This window comes from Shouchella oshimensis, assembly GCF_004375095.1.
Lineage (GTDB): Bacteria > Bacillota > Bacilli > Bacillales > Bacillaceae_D > Shouchella > Shouchella oshimensis.
The window spans coordinates 74,913-97,937 of sequence record NZ_SNUX01000004.1 but is presented as its reverse complement, the minus strand read 5'-3'; the positions used below and the strand labels follow the sequence as shown (position 1 = coordinate 97,937).

The 23,025-nt window shown below is 40.4% G+C and carries 22 protein-coding genes and 1 riboswitch; of the genes, 9 read left to right on the top strand and 13 right to left on the bottom strand.

Translation table 11 applies throughout. From position 1 onward, the window contains the following. Positions 1-75: 75 nt before the first annotated feature. Positions 76-465 carry a MarR family winged helix-turn-helix transcriptional regulator gene (locus tag E2L03_RS16085; RefSeq protein ID WP_051667766.1) on the bottom strand — a complete coding sequence of 130 codons (390 nt, stop codon included), beginning with the start codon at positions 463-465 and terminating at the stop codon, positions 76-78. 254 nt (positions 466-719) lie between these two features. On the opposite strand from E2L03_RS16085, the gene E2L03_RS16080 reads away from it, so the two are divergent. Continuing rightward, positions 720-1,076, top strand: a complete 357-nt coding sequence (locus tag E2L03_RS16080) for a hypothetical protein (protein WP_038483232.1) — start codon at positions 720-722, stop codon at positions 1,074-1,076. Between the two features lie 25 nt (positions 1,077-1,101). Here the strand turns inward: E2L03_RS16080 and E2L03_RS16075 are convergent, their stop codons facing one another. Next, entirely contained in the window at positions 1,102-1,608 is a 507-nt protein-coding gene (locus E2L03_RS16075; RefSeq protein WP_124742581.1) for a GNAT family N-acetyltransferase, read from the bottom strand. 272 nt (positions 1,609-1,880) lie between these two features. Here E2L03_RS16075 and E2L03_RS16070 point away from each other — a divergent pair, with 272 nt between their 5' ends. Next, the gene (locus E2L03_RS16070) at positions 1,881-3,170 is read left to right on the top strand and encodes an aspartate aminotransferase type Ic (RefSeq protein ID WP_243839541.1); all 1,290 of its coding nucleotides are present in this window, start codon (positions 1,881-1,883) and stop codon (positions 3,168-3,170) included. 285 nt (positions 3,171-3,455) lie between these two features. Here E2L03_RS16070 and E2L03_RS16065 read toward each other — a convergent pair whose 3' ends face one another. Both E2L03_RS16065 and map read right to left on the bottom strand, forming a co-directional pair. Next, positions 3,456-4,553 (bottom strand): PstS family phosphate ABC transporter substrate-binding protein, encoded by a 1,098-nt coding sequence (locus E2L03_RS16065; protein ID WP_134259635.1) that lies wholly within the window; start codon positions 4,551-4,553, stop codon positions 3,456-3,458. Between the two features lie 354 nt (positions 4,554-4,907). Further along, positions 4,908-5,675 carry a type I methionyl aminopeptidase gene (gene map / locus E2L03_RS16060; protein ID WP_095150688.1) on the bottom strand — a complete coding sequence of 256 codons (768 nt, stop codon included), beginning with the start codon at positions 5,673-5,675 and terminating at the stop codon, positions 4,908-4,910. 246 nt (positions 5,676-5,921) lie between these two features. Here map and E2L03_RS16055 point away from each other — a divergent pair, with 246 nt between their 5' ends. Then, complete coding sequence (locus tag E2L03_RS16055) at positions 5,922-6,374, top strand: flavin reductase family protein (protein ID WP_038483221.1); 453 nt, start codon at positions 5,922-5,924, stop codon at positions 6,372-6,374. 140 nt (positions 6,375-6,514) lie between these two features. On the opposite strand, the gene E2L03_RS16050 is transcribed toward E2L03_RS16055, so the two are convergent. Then, entirely contained in the window at positions 6,515-7,573 is a 1,059-nt protein-coding gene (locus E2L03_RS16050; protein WP_055736867.1) for a DUF3900 domain-containing protein, read from the bottom strand. A 168-nt stretch (positions 7,574-7,741) separates the two neighbouring features. Here E2L03_RS16050 and E2L03_RS16045 point away from each other — a divergent pair, with 168 nt between their 5' ends. Together E2L03_RS16045 and E2L03_RS16040 are read left to right on the top strand one after the other, a co-directional pair. Further along, positions 7,742-8,497, top strand: coding sequence for a hypothetical protein (locus E2L03_RS16045; protein ID WP_038483215.1), 756 nt, complete (start codon positions 7,742-7,744; stop codon positions 8,495-8,497). Further along, on the top strand, positions 8,494-9,141 hold the full coding sequence (locus tag E2L03_RS16040) for a peptidylprolyl isomerase (RefSeq protein ID WP_038483212.1): 648 nt from the start codon (positions 8,494-8,496) through the stop codon (positions 9,139-9,141). Before E2L03_RS16045 ends, E2L03_RS16040 begins: the two co-directional genes overlap by 4 nt. A gap of 32 nt (positions 9,142-9,173) precedes the next feature. Here the strand turns inward: E2L03_RS16040 and E2L03_RS16035 are convergent, their stop codons facing one another. Beyond that, positions 9,174-10,688, bottom strand: coding sequence for a CocE/NonD family hydrolase (locus E2L03_RS16035; RefSeq protein WP_134259634.1), 1,515 nt, complete (start codon positions 10,686-10,688; stop codon positions 9,174-9,176). Between the two features lie 130 nt (positions 10,689-10,818). Here E2L03_RS16035 and E2L03_RS16030 point away from each other — a divergent pair, with 130 nt between their 5' ends. Then, positions 10,819-11,826 (top strand): zinc-binding alcohol dehydrogenase family protein, encoded by a 1,008-nt coding sequence (locus E2L03_RS16030; protein ID WP_134259633.1) that lies wholly within the window; start codon positions 10,819-10,821, stop codon positions 11,824-11,826. Positions 11,827-11,878: 52 nt separating this feature from the next. On the opposite strand, the gene phnE (E2L03_RS16025) is transcribed toward E2L03_RS16030, so the two are convergent. The 5 genes from phnE (E2L03_RS16025) to E2L03_RS16005 form a co-directional block, all read right to left on the bottom strand. Further along, the gene (phnE, locus tag E2L03_RS16025) at positions 11,879-12,682 is read right to left on the bottom strand and encodes a phosphonate ABC transporter, permease protein PhnE (RefSeq protein WP_038483203.1); all 804 of its coding nucleotides are present in this window, start codon (positions 12,680-12,682) and stop codon (positions 11,879-11,881) included. Then, the gene (phnE, locus tag E2L03_RS16020) at positions 12,679-13,467 is read right to left on the bottom strand and encodes a phosphonate ABC transporter, permease protein PhnE (RefSeq protein WP_035394744.1); all 789 of its coding nucleotides are present in this window, start codon (positions 13,465-13,467) and stop codon (positions 12,679-12,681) included. Before phnE (E2L03_RS16020) ends, phnE (E2L03_RS16025) begins: the two co-directional genes overlap by 4 nt. Next, positions 13,436-14,236, bottom strand: a complete 801-nt coding sequence (phnC, locus tag E2L03_RS16015) for a phosphonate ABC transporter ATP-binding protein (RefSeq protein WP_038483200.1) — start codon at positions 14,234-14,236, stop codon at positions 13,436-13,438. The genes phnE (E2L03_RS16020) and phnC overlap by 32 nt, the downstream gene beginning before the upstream one ends. Positions 14,237-14,346: 110 nt before the next feature. Beyond that, positions 14,347-15,243 carry a phosphate/phosphite/phosphonate ABC transporter substrate-binding protein gene (locus E2L03_RS16010; protein ID WP_035394790.1) on the bottom strand — a complete coding sequence of 299 codons (897 nt, stop codon included), beginning with the start codon at positions 15,241-15,243 and terminating at the stop codon, positions 14,347-14,349. A 432-nt stretch (positions 15,244-15,675) separates the two neighbouring features. Then, positions 15,676-17,187 (bottom strand): AbgT family transporter, encoded by a 1,512-nt coding sequence (locus E2L03_RS16005; RefSeq protein ID WP_051667765.1) that lies wholly within the window; start codon positions 17,185-17,187, stop codon positions 15,676-15,678. Between the two features lie 418 nt (positions 17,188-17,605). Between E2L03_RS16005 and E2L03_RS16000 the strand changes: the two genes are divergently transcribed. Genes E2L03_RS16000 through E2L03_RS15990 form a run of 3 tightly spaced genes read left to right on the top strand, consistent with a single transcriptional unit; the run spans position 17,606 to position 21,302 of the window. Then, positions 17,606-19,996, top strand: coding sequence for a S8 family serine peptidase (locus tag E2L03_RS16000; RefSeq protein WP_051667629.1), 2,391 nt, complete (start codon positions 17,606-17,608; stop codon positions 19,994-19,996). 54 nt (positions 19,997-20,050) lie between these two features. Next, the gene (locus E2L03_RS15995) at positions 20,051-20,614 is read left to right on the top strand and encodes a signal peptidase I (RefSeq protein WP_124742574.1); all 564 of its coding nucleotides are present in this window, start codon (positions 20,051-20,053) and stop codon (positions 20,612-20,614) included. Next, positions 20,595-21,302, top strand: coding sequence for a TasA family protein (locus E2L03_RS15990; RefSeq protein WP_038483195.1), 708 nt, complete (start codon positions 20,595-20,597; stop codon positions 21,300-21,302). The genes E2L03_RS15995 and E2L03_RS15990 overlap by 20 nt, the downstream gene beginning before the upstream one ends. 212 nt (positions 21,303-21,514) lie before the next feature. On the opposite strand, the gene E2L03_RS15985 is transcribed toward E2L03_RS15990, so the two are convergent. Both E2L03_RS15985 and tenA read right to left on the bottom strand, forming a co-directional pair. Then, a complete protein-coding gene (locus E2L03_RS15985) occupies positions 21,515-22,108 on the bottom strand; it encodes a hypothetical protein (RefSeq protein WP_038483191.1) in 594 nt (197 codons plus the stop codon). Continuing rightward, on the bottom strand, positions 22,105-22,791 hold the full coding sequence (gene tenA, locus E2L03_RS15980) for a thiaminase II (RefSeq protein WP_134259632.1): 687 nt from the start codon (positions 22,789-22,791) through the stop codon (positions 22,105-22,107). The genes E2L03_RS15985 and tenA overlap by 4 nt, the downstream gene beginning before the upstream one ends. A gap of 59 nt (positions 22,792-22,850) precedes the next feature. Next, a riboswitch (TPP riboswitch) is annotated at positions 22,851-22,950 on the bottom strand. Between the last annotated feature and the right edge of the window lie 75 nt (positions 22,951-23,025).

The window sequence follows — 23,025 nt, the reverse complement described above, 5'->3', positions numbered from 1 at the left end:
TAGTGATGTTCCATTAGGTAGAGCTACTATTCCCTTAGATCCTTGTTTGAAACATAAGGACGATTGTGGTTAGGATTAGTCGGATAAGCGGTTCTCTTGCAAACCGACACGTTTTAAATACGTAATCATTTCTTTTTTTTCTTGGTCATTTAGTGGGGAGAAAATGGAGCTAAGCGCGCTAGCGTGTTGGGGGAAGACCGCATCCATCCAGTCTATTCCTTTTGATGTAATAGAAACATAAGTAACACGACGATCGGTTGGACTTGGTTTTCGAACAATCATTTCTTTTTTTTCAAGTTTATCAACGACATAGGTGATGCTACTACTAGCAATAAGCACTTTTTGACCAATTTTTTGTACGGTTTGATCGCCCTTTGAATAAAGCAATTCAAGTACCGCAAATTCTGTAGGGTTAAACCCATGTTTGCGTATATCTGTTTCAACGTGGGATTTAACAGTTTGCATGGCTCTTGATAACACAGTAAATAGCTTTAATGAATCTTGATCTGTTTCCTTCAATGTGAACACCTCGAAATCATTTATCTCGAATTTGAATTAATTATAAAAGATAGTCCCTTAGACTGTCAATCAAAGGAGTGCCGTGATTAATTTTGTGAATTCATTGGAATTTGCTGATATTTTCAACTGAAACCTTTATACTAGAAAAGAGGTAAATAGATTAGTATAAATCTTCTTTAGAATTGAAAGGATGACATGGAATGAGAGACGTATCGATTGTTAAAGAACAACGTAACATACTTCGTGAAGAATTAGGCAAGTGTATTAATAAGGTAAAAGAAATGAAAGTGAATGAAGAGTCATTTAAACAAATGGATCAGCATGAGCAGCAAGTTTATATTTATCTTGATCGTACGATGCAGCGGTTACGTACTCAAATCAATGCATTAGAATTTGTATTAAACGAAGATAGCCAATTAGCGGATCCTTACGCTGATCGTGCCGCTGAGAAATTAAATATTAATCGCAACAGTATTTTTGGAACTAAGCCAACTGCAGTGAAGAAAGAAGATGGCGATTACGAATTGGATATGAGTCGCGTAGATAATCAACATTAAAAAAGAGGGGGATCCCCCTCTTTTTTTATATGAGCTGCTTTTCAAAGCCAAAAAAGATGGCTTCTTTCTCAGGAAATTGAAGTGTACCGACTTTTTCATAGCCGTATTTTTGAAAAAGCTGTTGGGCTTTTTCATTTAACGAGTACGTATCTACTTGCATGGCTGTTAACCCTTTATGATGAGAAAGGTTTTCTGCAAAAGCAATAAGTGCTCCAGCAATGCCTGCTTTTCTTGCATTAGGGTCTACTAAAAGGCGATGAAATGTTCCTGCAAACTGCTGTTGTTCTGACCATCGTAGTGACGCATTTGCATACTCTGGTGCGAATGATTGATCAATTGTAATAGAACCGACTACGATCCCGTCTTGTTCATACACGAATAATGTTCCTAACTGAAGATCTTTTGTAAAATGGGCAATAGTAGGGTAGTGCTTGTCCCACTGGTCACTTCCTTCAGCATTCATTTTCTTAGTCGCTCGAATTGCCATTTCCTCTATTTTAACTAAATCCTGCTTCATTGCCTTGCGAATCATACGAATTATCCCTCCAAGAACGAAATTTCTTTTTCGTTATGTTGCCTTATACAATAAAAAACACCTTCATTTTTTAGCATATCTTTTAGGCGGAATGCAAGAAAGATGCTTGTAGTCAGAAAAGAAAGAGAAGCACATGAATTTTTACAATTGCTGACTGTAGGTCATAAGTGGATACTTGCTCGCACCCTATCATCTAGCTTAAACTAGAGAGGTGAAATGAATGAGAAGGAAGTATGGATCTTCTTAATCTTCTAAGGGAGAGATCAACAGTGTCCAATGTAAATGAATTAACAGAAGAACAGCTTTATCAACGATATGAGCAGCTAAAAGCGCAATTGGAACGTTACAAGCGTGAAAATATGACGTTAGATATGTCTCGAGGTAAGCCGAGTCCCGATCAACTTAGCCTCTCAGAAGAAATGCTAGCTTTATTAACGGCTGACGAGCTTATTACTGACGACGGCTTAGATACGCGAAATTATGGTCAGTTAGATGGTATCCCTGAAGCGAAATCTTGGTTTGCTTCCATTCTTGAAGTAGCGCCTAGTCAAGTCATTGTTGGGGGAAACTCTAGTTTATCCACAATGCACGACACGGTTGCACGTGGGTTGCTAAAGGGGGTAGAGGAAGAAGCTAAACCATGGTCTTCCTATCCATCTATTAAATTTTTATGTCCGTCTCCTGGATACGACCGGCACTTTGCCATTTGTGAATTTCTTGGGATCGACATGATTCCAGTCGACATGACGAATGAAGGTCCTAATATGGATCAAGTGGAAGCCCTTGTTCTAGAAGATGAAACGATTAAAGGAATTTGGTGTGTGCCGAAATATAGCAATCCTGAAGGTGTGACGTATTCTGAAGCAGTAGTAAAAAGACTTGCATCTATGAAGACAAAAGCGACTGATTTTCGCATTTTCTGGGACAATGCCTATGTGATTCACCATTTAACAGATACACCCGATTCACTCGTATCTATTCTTGAAGAAGCAAAAAAAGCTGGCTATCCAAACCGCCCATACGTCTTTGCATCAACATCGAAAGTAACGTTCCCAGGAGCAGGCATTTCTGCGTTTGTTTCTTCTCCTGATAATATCGCGTTTACAAAAAAGCAGCTTAGTTTTCAAACCATTGGTGCTGATAAAATTAACCAATTAAGACATATTCGTTTCTTTGAAAAAATTGGTGGTGTGGAAGAGCTAATGAAGAAACATGCTGCGATTATTAAACCGAAATTTGATTTAGTTATTGACACGCTACAACAGAAATTAGGAAACAAAAACATTGCCACATGGACGGAACCGAATGGTGGGTATTTTATTAGTGTCAATACAGAAAATGGATGTGCAGCACGAGTGGTAGCGCTATGTAAAGAAGTTGGGTTAACACTAACTGGCGCAGGAGCAACCTATCCGTATGGAAAGGACCCACTTGATCGTAATATTCGCATTGCTCCATCTTTCCCGACTTTAGAGGAATTACATAAAGCCATGAATGTTTTTTGTGATTGTGTAGAACTTGCTGCAATTGAAGGCAAAGTTGAGAAGAGCAAGGCGTAAAAAAAAAAGGCTGGGACATAACGAAAAGTAGTATTTGAAAAAACGAGTAGTCAAAAGTATGTTGAGTAGCACCGCTACAGGAGAATCCTCCGCTTTCCGGGGACACGGCCTCAGCCTCCTCTGTGGAAAACCGCGACTCCAGAGTCTTCAGACACGTGCTGATCCCCCAGGAGTCTTCGGATTCTCCTTCCGCTAATGTTCATATAAAACAAACGACGAACGTTCCTATTTTCAGGGATGTTCGTCATTTTAGTCTGTCTATCTACTTTTGTCCCAGCCTCTTTTTTAGTGTACACGCTCATCTTCTTGAATAGGCGAAAACCCGACTGATTCGATAATAGTTTGTGCCTCCTCTGATTGTATCCATTCCATAAATTCGGTTACATCCTCATTTGGTGTCGTAGTTGTTACAGCGTAAATGGTTACAGGAATTGGATACTCCTGTGACTCAAGTGTCTGTTGAGATGGTGCTACGTTATCAATTGCTAACAGTTTGGTTTGATTTGTGTTTTCAACGAATTGATAATTACTATAAAACGTAAACCCAATAGCATTTTCTATATTTTCATAGGGAGTTGTTGATTCTAATTGGCTCGTATCTTCCATAAACCACTCAAACGCCTCTTGACTATCTTCTTCTTCTCGTTGATACTGACGAATCGCTTGAGTTGCTCCACCGATCTGTGACCAATTAGATAGCGAACCGGTGTAAATAGATTGAACTTGATCCCGGCTAATGGCTTTTACTTCCTGTTCTTGATGCGTGAAAAACACAAGCGCATCTTTCGCAATGGGAACGGCATCAATTGAATGGTTAAGCGGAAGGAGGTATTCTGGAACGAACCCAATCATGTCATTACCTAAAGAGTCTAATGGACGGGATGCGGTATCTAGCACTTGGCGAGCATAAGAAGGATCGACACTTGAAAAGGTAGCTTCAACAAATGAACTATAAAGTGGATATAAGAAGCTCTGGCCGGTAACTTTGATTGAATCAAGTGATAAGGCAGTTTCTGCTCTCTCGATTTCAATTGGACGATTAGGATGGAATGGTTCCCATAACGTTAATGACACGTATGGCTCTTCAAGTGTTTCTAAAGCATGGTTTCGTTGCTCGTATGTATAAATACTGACCAATCCAACAATAACCATACTAAGAAAAAACATGCGTCGAAACCCAGGTAAATGCCATTGATAAAACATTAATGTTACATAAATGACGATGCAAATCGTTGCAGCTGAAAGAAACCATAAGTAGAAAATGGATACACCTAAAAAAGCGCAAATGAGAACAGTTGCTAATCCAAACATAACAATGGCAGATAAAACAATGATTCGAATCATCTTTGTTACAAACAACGAACCACCTCCTACATGTTCCATTTCCCTATTTCCCTAAATAAAACGCTTTTATTTCATAGAAAAAAAGAGGCTGGGACATAACGAAAAGTAGTATTTGAAAAAACGAGTAGTCTAAAATATGCTGAGTAGCACCGCTACAGGAGAATCCTTCGCTTTCCGGGGACACGGCCTCAGCCTCCTCCGTGGAAAACCGCCACTCCAGAGTCTTCAGACACGTGCTGATCCCCCAGGAGTCTTCGGATTCTCCTTCCGCTCATTTTCATATAAAACAAGCGACGAACGTTCCTATTTTCAGGAATGTTCGTCATTTTAGTCTGTCTATCTACTTTTGTCCTAGCCTCGCACTAATGGAATAGAGTCAGAGAAAAACTCATTTTATAGGTAAGTGTCAGCGTCCCCTTGATCGGTTAAAATAAGGGGGCCATTAGCAGTAATAACAAGAGTGTGCTCGTATTGAGCAGACAATGAGCCGTCTACAGTCCGAGCTGTCCAACCGTTGGAGTCTAGTTTACTCTGATAAGCACCTATGTTCACCATCGGCTCAATGGTAATCACCATTCCTTCTTTTAAGCGAATTCCTTTACCTGGTGAGCCGTAATGCAGGATTTGAGGAGGTTCATGAAGAGTCGGGCCGATGCCGTGTCCAGTAAAGTCTCGCACAACGGAGTATCCTTTAGGCTCAACAAAAGACTGAATGGCGTGACCAATATCCCCAAGACGATTTCCGACCTTAGCTTGCTTTATCCCTTCGTATAAAGCCTGATGCGTTACGTTCATTAGCGCTTCCGCTTCAGGAGAGGGGCGTCCAACTGCATACGTCCAAGCAGAATCTGCTAACGCTCCATTTACGTTAAAGACGGAGTCAATGGTAATGATGTCTCCATCTTTCAAAGGAGTTTTTCTTGGAAAGCCATGGCATATTTCGTCGTTGAGAGACGCGCATGTTGCGTATTGATAGCCGTTGTATCCTTTTTGTTCTGGTGTTGCACCATGTTCTTTTAAATAACCTTCTACAAAACGATCAATATCGTCTGTCGTTACGCCTGGTTTTATTCGTTTAGCAATTTCCTTATGACAAGCTGCAAGCAGTTGTCCTGCTTTATGCATCATTTGCTGTTCTCGTTTTGATTTGAATGTAATCACCTAAACCGCCTTCTTTCTATAAATAAGCAGAGTCGATCAGTGTTGAACAAAATAAAGGGGGATTGAATTAAATGTAGTATTCCGTGTAAACAAAGTCAAGAATGTCAACAGATCCTACGATAGTAGCATACGAATGTAAACGCTAATTGTTGCAAGTTCAACTTGTTGCAACGTGATTTGAATGTAGGTATTATTTTAACTGAGTGCACACATATGGATAATAAATAAGAAAGAGGAGGGGAAGCAATGGATGATCGTTTGTTTAAAACCGCAATGAGTAAATTTACAACAGGTGTAACGGTCGTGACAACAGAATGGGAAAATGAGGTTCACGGAATGACAGCAAATGCGTTTATGTCAGTTTCACTTGATCCTAAACTAATTTTAGTCTCTATAGATAATAAAGCAAGAATGAAAGCTGTTATCGAGCAGTCGGGGTCATTTGCCATCAGTATTTTAGCAGAAGGCCATGAAGATGTCTCTATGCACTTTGCTCGCCAAAAAGAAAAGGAAGATTTAGCATTAACCACTTTTGCTGGTGTACCAACTGTTGATGGCGCAATCGCTACAATTGTTTGTGATCTCCACGATACAAGTTTGCAAGGAGATCATACGCTTTTTATTGGAAGGGTAAAGGATGTAGCTGTAACAGATCAAAGCCCACTCGTTTATTATCAAGGTAGTTACAAAAAGATCTAGTATAGACTAGTCTAAAAAAAGCGCTAACGACAACACCGTTTACTCGAGAAATGGTCGTTATTAGCGCTTTTTCTAGTGGAGTCGGATGCATCAACAGTACCCTTTATGGCTATGGTAAAAAGGTTGACAACCGCATGCACTTACTCGTCACCAGCTTGCATTCGTTGAATAACAGCTTCTAGGTGGTCAGGTTTTAAAAACTCGATAGGTGAAGCATTCTTATCAAACGTAACCTGTTCGGCATCAACAACAAGCACATAGCGATCATTAAATTTTGCAAGGTGAACGTTATCCCCGTATGCATCTAGCGGAAATTTAACAACAACTTCCCCTAGTTTAATCGTTGTCTTTGAATCAGGAATATGAGCCGTAATAGCTGCTGTTGCTTCTACGACTTGATGATGATTTAACTGTTCTTGCAATTCCCTCGTCTCACTAGCCGACCAAGACTCTAAGCGTTCCTCCATTTCTTGTCTTTCTGAACTCTCAGAAGAAAAGGTTTCATTGACATGATCTTGAACCATTGTTTGTACTTGGGATTTGATTACTTCTGGCATAGGATCTCCGTATGTAACGAATGGAAGGAAATCTTCAAAGTATCGTGCATGAGAAGACTGATGAATTTTTACTTTATTGTATTCGAGCATGCCTTCTTCAATCATATAAGGATATTGTATGGATTTCATATTTTTCGTCGTGATGGCTCTTTCCACTTTTTTAACTAATGTATTGGCATCGCTAAGGACGGCAACATCATCCTGAAAATCACATTTTAATAGAAAGAGAAACAAGTCATCAAAGTATTTTTTTGGTTTTGCTTGGCAAACGAGAAAAACGCCTCCTCGTACGGCACTCGTTTGAACATACGTTTCAACAAATGCTTCACTTTCTTTTTTAAAATCAGCACTCGTTTGTGCATGGAGAGCTCGTTGAAAAAGCGCATAATTTGGATTTGACTCCAAAGGATGGCTGCCTTCCGTTACAAATTCCCCTAGTTTCGTTGGTGCTTGTGCATGGTTGGGGTGGGACTGTGCTTTCCGTTTTACCACTCTTTTTAATTCCCCTTCTAAAAACTGGGAAAGAGCACTATTATCAAACGTTGCTTCATCCAATGTTTGATAATGGCTGTAGGTTCGTTGGTCTTTTTGCTGATCAATCTCAATGACGTAAAAAGATAAATAAGAAATCGAAAACTCCATAAACAAATCCTTTCTCCGCTCCATTTTTTCTATGAGGAGTATAGCACACATTTTTTTAAAAGTATGGACATTTGTCAAACGGGTTGTGTGATATTATTGAAATGCACTTGTTAGGAAAGCGTAATGATTTAATTTGGGTTATACTAGGTAAAAAGGAGCAAGAGAGGTGTGGATTCATTGAAACAAGCCCTTTTTTTTGCTGTAGCGACGGGATTATTCGCCATCTTAGCAGCTTGTAGTGAACAACAAAACGTTATAACGGACGACGATATGGTTGCTACTGATGGTACGATCACTAATATAGAGTACGAAGGGAACGAGCATGCGGTAGCCGGCTTAAACGCTCACATATCAACTGAAGATGTGGAAGAATTACCGAGCATTGAATCGTTTGACGTGAATGGCGATCCTCAGAAATCGGTTCATTTAAGTAATCGAACAGAAGTGTATATTAAACACTTGTCGTCTTACTTACGAGTGAACCAGTCTTATTTAAAAAATGATATTGATGTCACAGTATATGAAGAATTAAATGACGAAGGTAGCGATGAAACCGTCGCGACAAAAATTGTTATTCAATCTAAAGATATGTCCATTACGGGCAAAATTTCAAACGTAAACGAAGAAGAACAGACTTTCTTTGTGTCTGGTGAAGACGGTCATTATGAATCAGGCACGCGTTTTAATTATGACCCGGCTACTGAAGTATTGCTTATGAATGAAAATCAAGAATACGAGCGCTTTAATGGTGATTTAACACTTGGGTTAGTCGTGGAAGTCATTCCTCGGAGTAAAGTAACAGAAGGGATTCCAGCTCAGTCGGATACTGCTCGCGTTATTATTCATGAAGAAGAAAACGAAGGAATAGCAGAGAAGAGCGTTGAAGAAGAGAATGGAGATCTAGAGACAGCGAACGAGGAGTGAAAGCATTGAAATATGGGTTTTTGATTGTTTTTAGTTTACTAGTCTTTTCAGCATGTGGCTCTAGTGAAGGTGGGGACATTGACGGTGGTGCACAGTCGCCAGAGGTGCCAAATGAAACAGCTGCTGAAGGGGTACCGGAAGTGCCTGTAGAAGCTGGCGATACACCTATTGCGACATTTGAAATGGAGGCTGGTGGAGAGATAGTTGTCGAACTATATCCCGATATCGCTCCAATTTCCGTTAATAATTTTGTTGCTCTTGCAGAAGACGGCTTTTATGACGGATTACGTTTTCACCGTATCATTGAAGGTTTTATGATTCAAGGTGGAGACCCAAATGGAAATGGTACTGGCGGACCTGGATACAGCATTAAAGGTGAATTTGAACGCAATGGTGTTGAAAATGACCTTAGTCATGAGCCAGGTGTTCTTTCAATGGCGAGATCACAAGGGATGGATACGGCCGGCTCACAGTTTTTTATTGTCCATGGTGATGCGACTCACCTCGACGGAGACTACGCTGCTTTCGGTAAAGTAATAGACGGTATGGACATTGTGGATGAAATCGCCACTGTGGAAAAGCAAGGTGAGAGCCCAGTAGCAGGTCAAGAACAAGTGATTCAATCCATAACAATTGAACGATAAAAGAAAACCGGCCCCTACTAGAGGCTGGTTTTTTAACGTAAAGGTTGTTTAGCAAATGGCAATGTAAGCTGAGTTGCTTGATTCAACAGGAATGGGAGCATAGCGGATAGACTCTCTTCTTCAAACCCGTTAGTAGGACTACGATACGTGTCTAAAGGAACAGTCGAATATTCAATGGAAATTCGTTCTCCTTTTTTAAAATGATACGCAACAGGTGAAAGGGTAATGGTGACTCCTTCGTTATCCGCATCCAAACGATTTACGAGTCCATCTGATAGCAGAAACGCCTCGCCGTTTTCATTTAAGACAGAGAGACGTACATAGAGACTTGTTCGTTCAGTAGTAAGAATCCGTAAAGTAGGAGAACCAATTAGTTCGTGAACCTCGGTAAAAGGTTCATGGGTAAAGGTCATCATAGATGAACCTTCCTCCTGAAGAAAGAAAGTATACGCTGCATCTTGTTCAGAAGCAGAAAATGTAAACGAAGTATGGCGAACATCTTCCTCTTCTAGCGGCCATGAGCGCTCTTTACGCCATTTGTTAATCCCCATTACAAACAGTAAGACAGGTGCATCTTTATTTACGCCATTTTGTTCGTTCTTTAACCAATAGTCGAACCAACGTAAATGAAAATCGGTCAAGCTGCCTCCGTTTGCGAGCGACTCATTGTTCGCAGTATACCCAAATGGATGCGGCAAAGTAGGCATAGAGAATGTGCCATTTTTCCAAGGTCCAATGAGGAGGAGATGCTTTTCTTCATCTTGCTGTCGTGCTGTTTGAAAAGCGGCTAATGTGTGGGCGGCATGTTCATCAAACCAACCTGTTACGAAATGAGAGGCGGGCCAGCTCTCTAGGTCATTGGATTCAGAAGGTATCTCTGCCTCTAGAAATGATTGAAACAATGATTGGACGCCGAGCATTTTAAAAACAGGAAGGTTGGTCATTGATTTGAAGCGGTAAAGCTGATCTTTACGCTCTCGGTAAGCCTCTAGGTGAAACTGTTGATCTTTTTTATCTTCTGCACGTATGTTTCGCTTTTCAATAATATTCTCGGCGTAGGCTAATGTTGTATCAAGTAAGGTTTTACTTTTTAGTAGTCCTTCTCGATAAGAAAAGGCATGCATAGAATCAAACAAATGGATGGGGAATAGTGCTGAAAGAAACGTAGAAGCGGTTTTAGCAGCTGCAAACTGTGTATACGCACTGTATTGATCCCCAAACATCGCAATTTTTTGGTTCGTATACGGTAAGTCGTTAATCCAATGAATCGTATCAAAGCCGTCTTCTTCTTCATGAACGAAAGGCTCAAAAACACCTTCAGATGCATATCGCCCACGCACATCTTGAACAATGACAACGTATCCTTCTTGAACAAACTGAAAAATGTTCGTTGGACGAAAAGTATGTCTGTCCTTCCCGTCTACGATTCGTGTTAAAAGCACTGGATAACGCTTTTCATCCTGTGGGCGATAAATAGTAGCGTATAGTGTAACCCCATCACGCATCAAACAGGGGACATTCTTTTCAATAAGTATGGTATTCGCCATCGGTTATAACCTGCTTTTCTATAGTATGTCTATCTTAAAGGTACTAATTTTAACTCGTAATTGCAACAGAGTAGACAGGGAAGTGCAAAATTGATTACTCTTAAGGAAAGGATGTAGAGGGAGGAAGAAAATGAAAGCGATTGGATTTTACAAAGCCTTACCAATTGAAGATCAACATAGTTTAGTGGAACGAGAAGTCGAAACACCTATAGCAAATGGGTACGATTTGCTTATTGAAGTGAATGCTGTATCTGTCAATCCTGTGGATACGAAGCAACGAAAAGCGAACAAGCCAAATGAAGAAGCATTCCGTATTCTCGGTTTTGACGGAGCTGGTATTGTAAAAGCCGTCGGTGACAAATGTACACTGTTTCAAATTGGTGATGAGGTCTATTATGCGGGAGATGTAACTCGAAATGGATCAAATGCTGAATATCAGCTTGTTGACGAACGGCTTGTAGGAAAGAAACCGAAACATCTATCGTTTGCTGAAGCTGCCGCGATGCCGTTAACAGCTATTACAGCATGGGAATCCCTATACGACCGTATGAAGATAACGGAAAAAGACAGAGGAAAGTCAATCCTTATTATTGGAGGCGCAGGCGGTGTTGGTTCCATTGCCATTCAGCTTGCTTCTTTGCAAGGATTAACGGTTATCGCAACGGCGTCAAGACAAGAAACAACAGAGTGGTGTCAATCACTCGGAGCAGACATTGTTGTGAATCATTACGAAGATTTATACACACAGCTACAAGCGAATCAATTAGAAGGCGTTGATTATATTTTATGTTTGGCTGATACAAATCAACATTGGGACGGTATGGCTGCCTGCATTAAGCCCCAAGGAACGATTTGTGCCATCGTAGAGAATAAAGATAGTTTAGATATGCAAAAAATTCGCGCAAAAAGCGTGACATTTGCATGGGAATTTATGTTTACTCGCTCGATGTTCCAAGCAGAAGATCAAATTGAACAACACCATATGTTAACGAAAATGAGCGAACTATTCGATGAAGGGAAGCTTCGCCATACGATGACGAGTGTTCTATCACCGTTAACTGCAGAGACGCTCAAGCAAGCCCATCAACAGCTAGAAGATGGGAAAATGATTGGAAAGCTTGTCATAGAACAGAACTAAATGAACATAAAAAAGCGCTACTGGTTTAATACCGGTAGCGCTCCTTTGTTGATTAAATCACTTTCTTACGTAACGCACTAGAAATTAAATCAATAACAAGGACAAAAACGACAAGGCCAATTAAAATAATCGCTACTCGATCCCAGCTACGTCCATTGATTGCAAAGATAAGTGGTGCTCCGATCCCACCAGCCCCAACGATTCCAAGAGTGGCGGCAGAACGTAAGTTAATTTCAAAGCGATAAAGCGTAGCGGAGATAAAGCCTGGTAACACTTGAGGAACGACTGCAAATAATAGTACTTGCAGTTTATTTGCACCAGCGGCAACAAGTGCTTCAGACGGTCCAGGATCGATTGCTTCAATTTCTTCTGCGTAGAGTTTACCGAGCATCCCCATTGCACTAACACCAAGGGCGAGCATCCCAGCGTAAGGACTAGGACCGACAATTGCAATAAAGATTAATGCCATGACGATGTCTGGGAATGTACGGAAGAAGCTTAAAAATGATTTTCCAGAACCAGAAATGATGCGTTTTACGCTTAAGTTGCGAGCAGCCCAGAAAGCAATCGGAAACGAAAGCACGATGGATAAAGTAATCCCAACGAGGGCAATGGCGAATGTCTCAAGCAAGTTTTGAATTAAATCCTCTTGACCAGGACGATAGATGTAATCCCATTCTGGGTTGAGAAACCCATCAAGAATAGCAGATGTAACGGTTCCAGCATTTGGAGAAATCCCTGAAAAGTTAATGCCTGCAAAGCCCCACACGTACAAAAGGATGAGTATGAGAATAATGAATGCGTTTTTAATACGATTCTTTTTCGGTTTCTGAACCTTACTTCTTAAATCACTCATATTAGGCGCTCCCGAATTTTTAAACTAATAAAATCAATAATAAGCACGACAACAAGTGTGTACAAAATTAATGCAAATACTTGGTCGAATGAATAGGATGCTAGTGAATTGGTATAAAGGCGCCCGATCCCACCGGCTCCAACAATTCCTAAGATAGCTGCTGCTCGTACATTAATCTCTAATGTATATAGTACAAAGGAAGTAAACTGTGGCAGCACTTGAGGGACAACACCAAAAACAATCCACTGGATCTTGTTTGCACCTACTGAAGTCATTGATTCAAGTGGACCTTTATCAATGTTTTCAACGGCTTCATAGGAAAGTTTTCCAATAACACCAATGGAAAAAATACTTAAAGCAACAATCCCGGCTAATGTATTAAACCCTAAAATGGCAGCAAAAATAGCCGCTAGTAGAATATCAGGAACCGTACGCAATGCATTTAAGGCGATTCTTGCAGGTTGATGTATCCAAACTGGTGTTGCAACGTTTGCAGCACAAAAGAATAGAATCGGGATTGCGAGAATGGCACCGAAAGTAGTCCCGATTAATGCCATACGAATGGTTTCAAGCATCGCAGGCGTTGCACTAATAAAAAAGCTCATATCAGGAGGGAACATACGACCAATAATATCAAATGCCCGATCACCGCGCTCAATCAACGTGAGAGGATTGGCATCGATGTACCAAGCACTTGCTAAAATAACTGCTGCTATTAAGGCGAGCGTAGTGTAAAGCTTTGTTTTAGGTGGCTTAGTTAGTTGTTGGTGGAGTGGCTGGCTCATGTAAATCCTCCCCTAAAAGCTCATCCTCTTGAATCGGTCGACCATAAATTTCTGCGAATTTCTCATCAGTCGCTTCAGAAACAGGTCCATCAAATACAACTTCACCTGCGCGTAATCCAATAATGCGTGTCGCATATTCACGTGCTAAATCTATAAAATGCAGATTAACGATGGTCGTAATCTTATCTTCTTTATTAATGCGTTTCAAATCATCCATTACTTGCTTTGTTGTTAATGGATCAAGAGAAGCAGTCGGTTCATCGGCTAATATAACGCTTGGCTGCTGAGCAAGAGCGCGGGCGATGGCCACACGTTGTTGCTGCCCACCAGAAAGATCGCTTGCTTTTGCATAGGCTTTCTCAACAATATTGACTCGATCTAATGCTTGTAGCGCTAGTTCTACGTCATACTTTGGAAATAGATTAAGGGTCGTTCGTAATGTACCATGGTAACCAACTCGACCAGACAAGACATTTCGCAAAACAGATGAACGTTTTACTAAGTTAAAGCTTTGGAAAATCATAGACGTCTGTTGACGTATTTTGCGTAAGGTGCGACCTTTTGCTGTGGTTATAGATTGATCATTAATTAAAATTTCGCCTTCAGTAATCTCATTTAATCGGTTAATAGAACGAAGCAAAGTTGACTTTCCAGCGCCTGATAAACCAACAATGACGACGAATTCACCTTGTTCAATCGTTAAATTAATGTTCTGTAATCCTTTTGTGCCGTTTGGATAAACTTTAGACACATTCTTAATTTCGATCATTACGTCCCAACTTTCTACATAAATCATAATCTAACAGTATTAAGAGTAGTAGAGCCCGTACATGTAAGATGAACGGGCTCAAAGAGCGTATAGTCGTAAATAACTAAAATTTATTCTCCGATTTCTTCCTCATATTGACGAACGATATCAAAGTTGCTATCTTCTGATTCCATATAGCCTTCATGTGAATACACATCAAAGATAATTTGGCGACCTACTTCACTTTTACCAATGTTAATAAAGGCAGTTTGTAATTTTTCTTGCCATTCTTCTGACATATCTGATCGAACTGAGATTGTGTCATTTGGAATCATTTCTGTTGTCGCAATAACCCGTGTTGTTTCCCATACGTCAGGGAAATCATTTGCAACAGTATTACGAGCGTCTTGGAAAGTCACGGCTACATCGACAGATTCATCAAGTAAACTTAAAATAGCTTGGTCATGTCCTTGACGTTCAACTGCATTAACATCTGTTTCAGGATCAATTCCAATATCGAGTAAGCTAGCTGCTGGCCATACATACCCGGCAGATGATGAGCGACCTTGGAATGCAACTGTTTTACCTTCAACATCTTCAAGTGTTTCAATATCAGAGTCTGCGCGAACAAGGAATTGTGATTTGTAGCCTTCTACAAGCTCATCTGTTGGTGTACCATCTTCTTCGTTTACACCGTAGCGTAATGACTGAAGAATAACCTCTGCAAAGCCTTCTTCTTTAGCCGTTACGTATGCACTAGGAGGTAAGAACCCAACATCCACTGATCCTGAACCAAGTGCTGTAATTACAGATGGATAATCCGTTGACACGGACACTTCTACTTCAATACCGTCTAATTCTTCTGAAAGTAAGTCTTCAAGCGGCTGAGCAATGACATCTAGTGTCTCTGCATTTTGAGATGGAACGAACTGAACTCGTAATTTGTCAGTTGGCTCAAAAGCCTCGTCTCCCCCGTCTCCACATGCTGCTAACATAAGCGCTGTTGCTGCTACAAGCGTTGAACCCATCACCTTTTTTTTCAATTGTAGATCCCCCTAAAAGTTGGTTAAAAATGTAGCTTCCTCGATAATTGTAGATATAGTTTGTAAAACCGTCAATAACCGTTTTTATTGCTTCTGTTTAGCGCTTTGCACGAATGAAGCGAAAAACGTATCACTATCAATGAATTTGACGAATTCCATCTCTTTTTAGCTGTGCTAATTTTTTGCCAAAAGAATGTGTTAAACGATGCTATTTCGACAATTTACGAAAGAAACAAGTCTAGTATAATTGATTTTTGTAAACCGTGTATGAAGAAAATAATTTTTTAAAGTGAATTTCAAAAAAGAATGGTATATTTTCTTACAACGTATAGCTAGTTAAATAGGAATAAACAAGACTGTTTTTAACTTTGAGTTGAAAAAAGGTAGAAATCAACTGATTTCTACCCTTTTCATCGTTTATTCATAATAAATTGGTGAACCTGGCCCTAAATCAATGCCGAGGAGCATCCAAATAATGAGCATCGCCGTCCACGCAATAGAGAAGAAAATTGTATACGGTAGCATCATGGAAATGAGTGTACCAATACCGATCTTCTTATCGTACTTTTGTGCAAAAGCAATAACCATGGCAAAGTACGTCATCGTTGGTGTAATAATGTTTGTTGTAGAGTCTGCAATTCGATAGGCAGCTTGTGTTAAAGCAGGTGAAAAACCAAATTCCATCATTAATGGAACAAAGACAGGAGCCATAATTGCCCATTTTGCAGATGCGCTCCCAATAAAGAGATTAATAATGGCACATACGATCATAAACCCTAGTAATAATGGTATTCCACCAATTTGGAGGGTTTCAAGTAGCTCAGCACCGAATGCACCGATGACTGTACCAATATTCGTTTCAGCGAAATAAGCAACAAATTGTCCAGCTGTAAAGGCAAGGACAATAAACATGCCCATAGAAGCCATTGTGTCTGACATTTGTTGTGCTGCATCTTTGTCATTGCGAATTTCTTTTGTCACAATTCCATAAACAAGTCCTGGTATAAGGAAAACAAATAAGAGAATGGCAACTAATGAATCCATAAATGGTGAATTCAAAATCGGGCTATCTCCTTCGCCTCGCAATGGTCCCCATTCGGGAACAACAAGTAGCAGAGCAAGTACGATTAATCCGACAATGGTTAGTCCAGCGTAGATTAGTCCTTTTTTTTCTACTTCAGAAAGATACGTAATCTGATCTTTTTTATCTGTTTCTCCTTTAAAGCTCCCAAGTCTTGGTTCTACGATTTTTTCCGTTACAATGGTACCCACTACAGTTAATAGCAGAACGGACACTGCCATAATGTAATAGTTCATTAAGTAGTTTAAGCCTTCAGCATACTCAGGATCTAATGTGGCAGCAGCTTCTATCGTCAGTGCACCTAGCATGGGATCAAGAGAGGTTACAAAAAGATTTGCCCCGAATCCAGCTGACACACCTGCGAAAGCTGCAGCAAGCCCAGCTAACGGATGCCGACCTAAGGATAAAAAGATTAATGCGCCGAGTGGCGGTAGAATAACATAGCCTGCATCAACAGCCATGCTAGAAAGAACACCTGCAAAGATGAGTGCAGCAGTGACAAGTTGTTTAGGAACAGAGGTAACAATGCCTCGAAGCGCTGCACCAATAAGTCCACTTCGCTCAGCTACGCCAATTCCAATCATGGTAGCGAGAACAACGCCAAGGGGTGCAAAGTTTATAAAATTGTCAACCATGCTCGTAAATAAATACTGAATGCCTTCAGCACTTAATAAATTTTGAACTTCAAGAGTTTCTCCTGCTTGAGTAGGGTCTTCTACCGAAATGTTAAAAGCTGAAAGAATCGCCGAAGCGATAATAACGAGTACTGCTAGAATAGCGAATAGCGTTATGGGGTGAGGTAGTTTATTGCCTAGCCACTCAACACGGTTTAACAAGCGATTAAACATGCGTGAGAAGAACCCTGTCTTTTGTTGTTGTGCCACGATCTCCCTCTTTTCAAGTAATCTAAATGAACAAGTCTATCATAATCAACAAAGGTTACAATACCCGATTGTTTAGATAAGTAAGTATGACTAAAGACCTTACTTTTCCTTCCAAAATTGTAGGGAATTTCGTTCTACAAAAAGTGAGTATATAGAATCGTTTTTTTTTCGTCAAGAAGTCGTTCTATTTTTTGAGGAATTCAAAAAAAGTTGAAATAATATGTAATTTAACTGTCTGAATTTCATTAAATTCAGACTTTGGTCGCATATGAAGTATAGTTGGTAAAAAAGTAAAACAATAGAAAATAATACTTTTTGTTTTCTGTATTTTCGGTATAATCCCTATAAGCACGTCATATTTCGACTGAAAGGGTGAATGCATTTGAAAAAAACGACAAATCTTAACTGTACGAAATCACTATCTGTCGTCGCGCTATCATTTTGTATGGTGGCTAGTTCTTTTACTTCTGTGCAGTACGTAAAAGCGGAGGAGCAAACGGATACAAAACTTCTCTTACCGAATTCTATTAATCTTAGTAGTGATGAAGAGATTTCCATTATTGTAGAGCTTGATGAGCTACCAGAACAAGTAGCTTTGGCGTTAGCTGAAGAAGAGGGGAATGTATTAACGGAAGCGGAGGCACAAGCGACTGTTACCGAATCACAAGAAGTGTTTGAAGACATTTTAGACGATGTCTTCGCTCAATCACCTGAAAAAGAAGTGGATTACACTGTAAATTTTACGTATACAACTATATTTAACGGAGTAGCTCTTACATTACCAGCAAATAAAGTAGAGGATTTACTTCAATATGAAGAAGTTAAAGCCATTTATAACGATGAAGAAGTTGAATTAATTCACCCTGTTGATGAAAAGGGCTACGACGAGCCTGTTGATGCAACCATGGTGGATAGCATCCCCTTCTTAGGAATAAGTGATTTACATATTGATGGTTTAACTGGAGAAGGCATAAAAATTGGTGTACTAGATACAGGAGTCGATTACAACCATCCAGATTTAAAAGGTGTTTATAAAGGTGGATATGACTTCGTTGACAACGATGATGATCCAATGGAAGCGACATATGAAGACTGGTTAGCATCTGGACTACCTGAGTTCGATTCAGGTAACCGTTCTTATTATACAAGTCATGGTACACATGTAAGTGGTACAACGAATGGAACAGGAGAAAATGAATCAGAATATGCGGTCACTGGTGTGGCGCCTGATGCAGAATTGTATGCGTATCGCGTGCTTGGTCCTTATGGGTCTGGTGCTACGTCTGGTGTTATTGCTGGTATTGAACGTTCTGTTGAAGATGGTATGGATGTCATAAACCTATCTCTAGGAAGCGCAACAAATAATCCTATTGCTCCAACCGGTATAGCAACAAATAACGCAGCTTTAGCAGGGGTTACAGTGGTTACATCTGCTGGGAATAGCGGGAGAAATGGACTTTACACCATTGGTGCACCTGGCTCAGCGGCATTACCGATCTCTGTAGGAGCGAGTAATGTACCAATTGAAGTTCCTGAATTCACAAGTGAATACGCTGTTGGTGGTGAGACATTAGCTGGCGACTTACGTGTCATTGCAGAATCATTTGAAACAGATCTTGCAAGTTTGACTGGAGAGACGTTACCAGTTGTATCTGCAAGCTTAGGTAGAGTGCAGGATTTTGAAAACGTTGATGTCAAAGACAAAGTGGCGTTTGTTGCTCGTGGAGAGATTGCCTTTGTAGACAAAATTGCTAATGCTAAGGATGCAGGTGCTGCTGGAATTGTTATCTACAACAATATAGCAGGTGCCGGACATAATCCAGTCTATGTAGGTGCAAGTCATTCCTACATTCCGTCGTTCTCTTTAACGTATGAGCAAGGACAAGTTATTGCCGATCTTTTGGATGAAGAGTCAACGATTACGTTTGGTGATATGAGCGCAATTACGACAATAGGTGATACGCTTGCAGACTTTAGTTCACGTGGACCAGTTAATTACACGGCAGCGATTAAACCAGAAGTAGTTGCACCAGGAGTAGACGTATTTTCGACTATTCCGAGCTACATGGCAGGACCAGAATACATTGGAGAGTACGAGTACTCCTATGGTCGTTCTTCTGGTACGTCAATGGCATCTCCTCATGTGGCAGGAATTGCTGCACTGATGCTTCAAGCGAATCCGGAGCTTACTCCTGCTGATATAAAAACAAAGTTAATGAATACAGCAGTGCCAATGACAAACGATTACAATGTTTTTGAAGTAGGCGCAGGACGAGTGAATCCACAAGCAGCCATCGATACTACGATGATGTTTCAATCAACTATGGACGGCCTTCATGTTGAAGACAGTCTATTGACGCTTATTCCTGATCGTACTGGTGCAATTAGCTTCGGACCAGTTAGTACAGCTACTGGCAATATTCGTGAACTTCAGAGCTTACGAGTGACAAATGCTAGTGACGAAGCAAAATCGTTTAATGTGCAAACAAGTTTTCAAGCAGTTAATGGGACATTACCAGCTGGTGCAAGCGGCATGACGTTGCAGACGAATGCTTCTATTTCTGTTCCAGCAGGAGAAACCATTACAAGCAATAGTTTTCTAGTCGCACCAAAAACAGCTTTACAAGGGCTATATGGCGGCTACATGATTTTCACTAATAAGGATGACTCTTCTGAAGTCTACCGTGTTCCGTTTGGAACGTATGTATCGGAGCAGGCTATTGCAGATTTGCCAATCGGTCAGCCGGTTATTGCAGGAACTCCTGCATCATAAAACGACCAAGAGGGGAGGTGAACTCCCCTTCTTACTAAAATAAGGGTGTAACAAATGGCGAAAAAAGTATGGACAGGCATACGTTTAGTGGTCATGACGCTGTTTTCTTTCCTATTCTTTGTTGTCTTATTGCTTTTTTTACAACTGAATGGAGAAGAAGAAAATAGCGGTTTAGAATTGTTTGGTTATACGTCCTTTACCGTACTCTCCAATAGTATGGAGCCAACATTTTCTGCTGGTGATGTCATTATTATTGAACAAGTAGAAAATGCAGAGGTAGGCGATGTTGTGACGTATATGACACCAGAACGACGCTTGTTCACGCACCGTATTGTAAACGAATCGATCGAACAGGGGAGCAAATCCTATATTACGAAAGGGGATAATAACTCGATTGAAGATCGTCTTCCTATCGTAAGCGAACAAATTGTAGGGGTACACCGTTTTACGATTCCAAAAGTAGGCCTTGTCGCAGAAACTATACAAAAAAATATCGATATGCGTTATGTCGTATTTATTCCTTTAATGCTTTTTTTTATCCTAACGATTGTTGAAATGATACAAAAAAAACGGAACAAACCGAAGGAGGAGCAACTTTATGAAAAAGAAAGCCCTTAAACTGTCATTACTCGGCACAGCCTTTGCAGGTGCATTGGTGTTTACAGCCACTTCAACTGGTTCATTTGCATGGTTTACGGACTCTGTAGAAGCGACTGGGGAAATTCAAGGTGGTACGTTGGAATTGAACAATGGACAGGACATTGATGGTTCAATTGTACAAGCATCTAACTTTGCACCATCCCAACTTATTTTTGGGGACTGGTTGTCAGTTGAAAATACAGGAACACTTGATACACATTTACAGGCTACTTATCGACATCAAGTTGATCTTGAAGTACCGATTGATGCGTATAAAGTTGGCTATATCGCATTGAAATACACAGTAGCTCCTGGAAGAGATGTATATGAAGATGCTCAGTATCGTTTAGATCAACTATTTAATGGTGTTACAAACGAAGTACAAACGTTTTCGGCGGCATCTACCGCTGGATCGGATGATGTAGAAGTGCTTGTAGCCATTGTCGATGAAAGTGAATACGATCAAAATACTGGCGAACTTTTCTTAGGGGATGGATCGCAAACAGGTCGAGATAACGAATTCTGGCAGCTAGATGAAGGTCAATATATTGATCTTAACTTCGGTGTAAAGCTTGATGAAAACGCTGGAAATGAGTATCAAGGTGCGGTATATCAAGCAGTTCTAGAAGTGTTAGCTAAACAAACGGATAATGGTTCTAACTACTAAGAATATAGTAGGGAGGTTTTCAAGTAGCGAATGACGTAAGAAGAATGGTTCTTTATAGAAGCGCACCTGACGGATGCTTACTCTATAGGCTTGTGTGTGACATCGGTAACCGCATGATGCAAATCGCAGTTACCGTGTCAACTAGCCATAGGCAACTCTTTGGCTATGAGTCGAGGGCACCGTCTAGTGTGCTTTTTTGGTTTGTGTACCTGTTAGTCACTTCTTGAGCTATCTCCGTCAGGATAATGAGATGTTAGATAGTGCTTCGCTTCTGGTTTCGTTAACCCTAGTTCGGCTAATCCATTGAGCAATGTTTCTTCATATGAAAAAGAAGGAGCTTTTTCCTCTTCTATAGGCCAATCTTGATGGGACGTAAACGTTAAAACGGGAAGGTCATCTTGATAGCCTGCAACAAGTAATTTATTGTACCAGCCCTCCGTTAATTCAACTGACCCTTCTTTAAACAATGCCTTAAAATCGATGGCGATCGTTTCTACTCGGTTCTCCTGTCGCACAACATCAATGAATTGTTCGAGAGTAATAAGATAGGCTCTTGATAATGTGTGTGCTTGCTTATCCTGCTTATTGCGAATAAAAGCAACGCCACCTTCACCCCATTTTGTTCGATCTTTTGCAAAATAAAGCGTATAAGGCATGAGGAACTGAATAGATCGAAGTGGAAGGGACGGATCACGTGCTCCTGGTTCGCTTTCTGTTGACCCAAAGGGTTGACCACCTCGAATGTAGCAAAGAAAACGCTCCTCTAACAAGTTTGATCCGTAGCTTGCATACCATACATACTTCATGTAACAGGCTCTAATGAAACAGGCCATGTTTCGTTTGTGTACGCCATTTCCCAGAACGCTAATTCTAATTGGCAGCTTTTTACGAAGTGATCCAACATCTGTTGTTTTTGAACAGGGGTCTCGTCTTTAGCAAGCTCGTCTAAACGCTGGCAAAATAAAGCAGTGACGTTCATTTCACCATTCGAACGATAAAAAGAAATCCAGTCATAAAAAGGATGTTCCTTTGTTGGATTAAACGTTTCATAAAGGTAATCACCAATAACTTGATACGTCCAAGGGCAAGGAAGGAGCACGGCTAAAATCTCTGCTAATGAGCCCTTCTGAGCTACATCAAGCATATGTCTTGTATAGTGATGAGCGGTTGGTGCGAGTGGCTCATAATGAAGTTCATCGTAAGAAACCCCTGCCACTTGACAGAAATTATTATGTGGGTGAATTTCACTATGAAGAATAAAGGATATTTGTTCATTAAATAGCGCAATGTCTTCTCTTGTCGTACTTTTATTGATGGCTAATCCGTAAATTTGCATAAACGTATTTAGATATTCGAAATCTTGCTTAACATAATGGATTAATGCTTCAGGTGGGAGTTGTCCTTTTCCGATACCTTGAACAAACGGATGTTGTAAAATGGCTTCAAATACGGGGTTGGCGTGTTCACGTAATTCGTTGCTAAAACTCATAACAATAACCTCCTTTTTTTACACAAAGGGAGGACCCTCACGGAGAGCTATTCAATCAATAACTAGCATCTCCACTTCCCTACGCTGGTATAAACCAGATCAGGTTCAAAGGGTCAAAGCTACGCTTTTCTCAGTCAAAAGACGCCCCTAGTGGTTCTATTTAAGTGAAACATAGATGTGCAGAATATTCAATCCTTACGATAATAAAAGGGGAATTCTACTTAAGTTGATTAG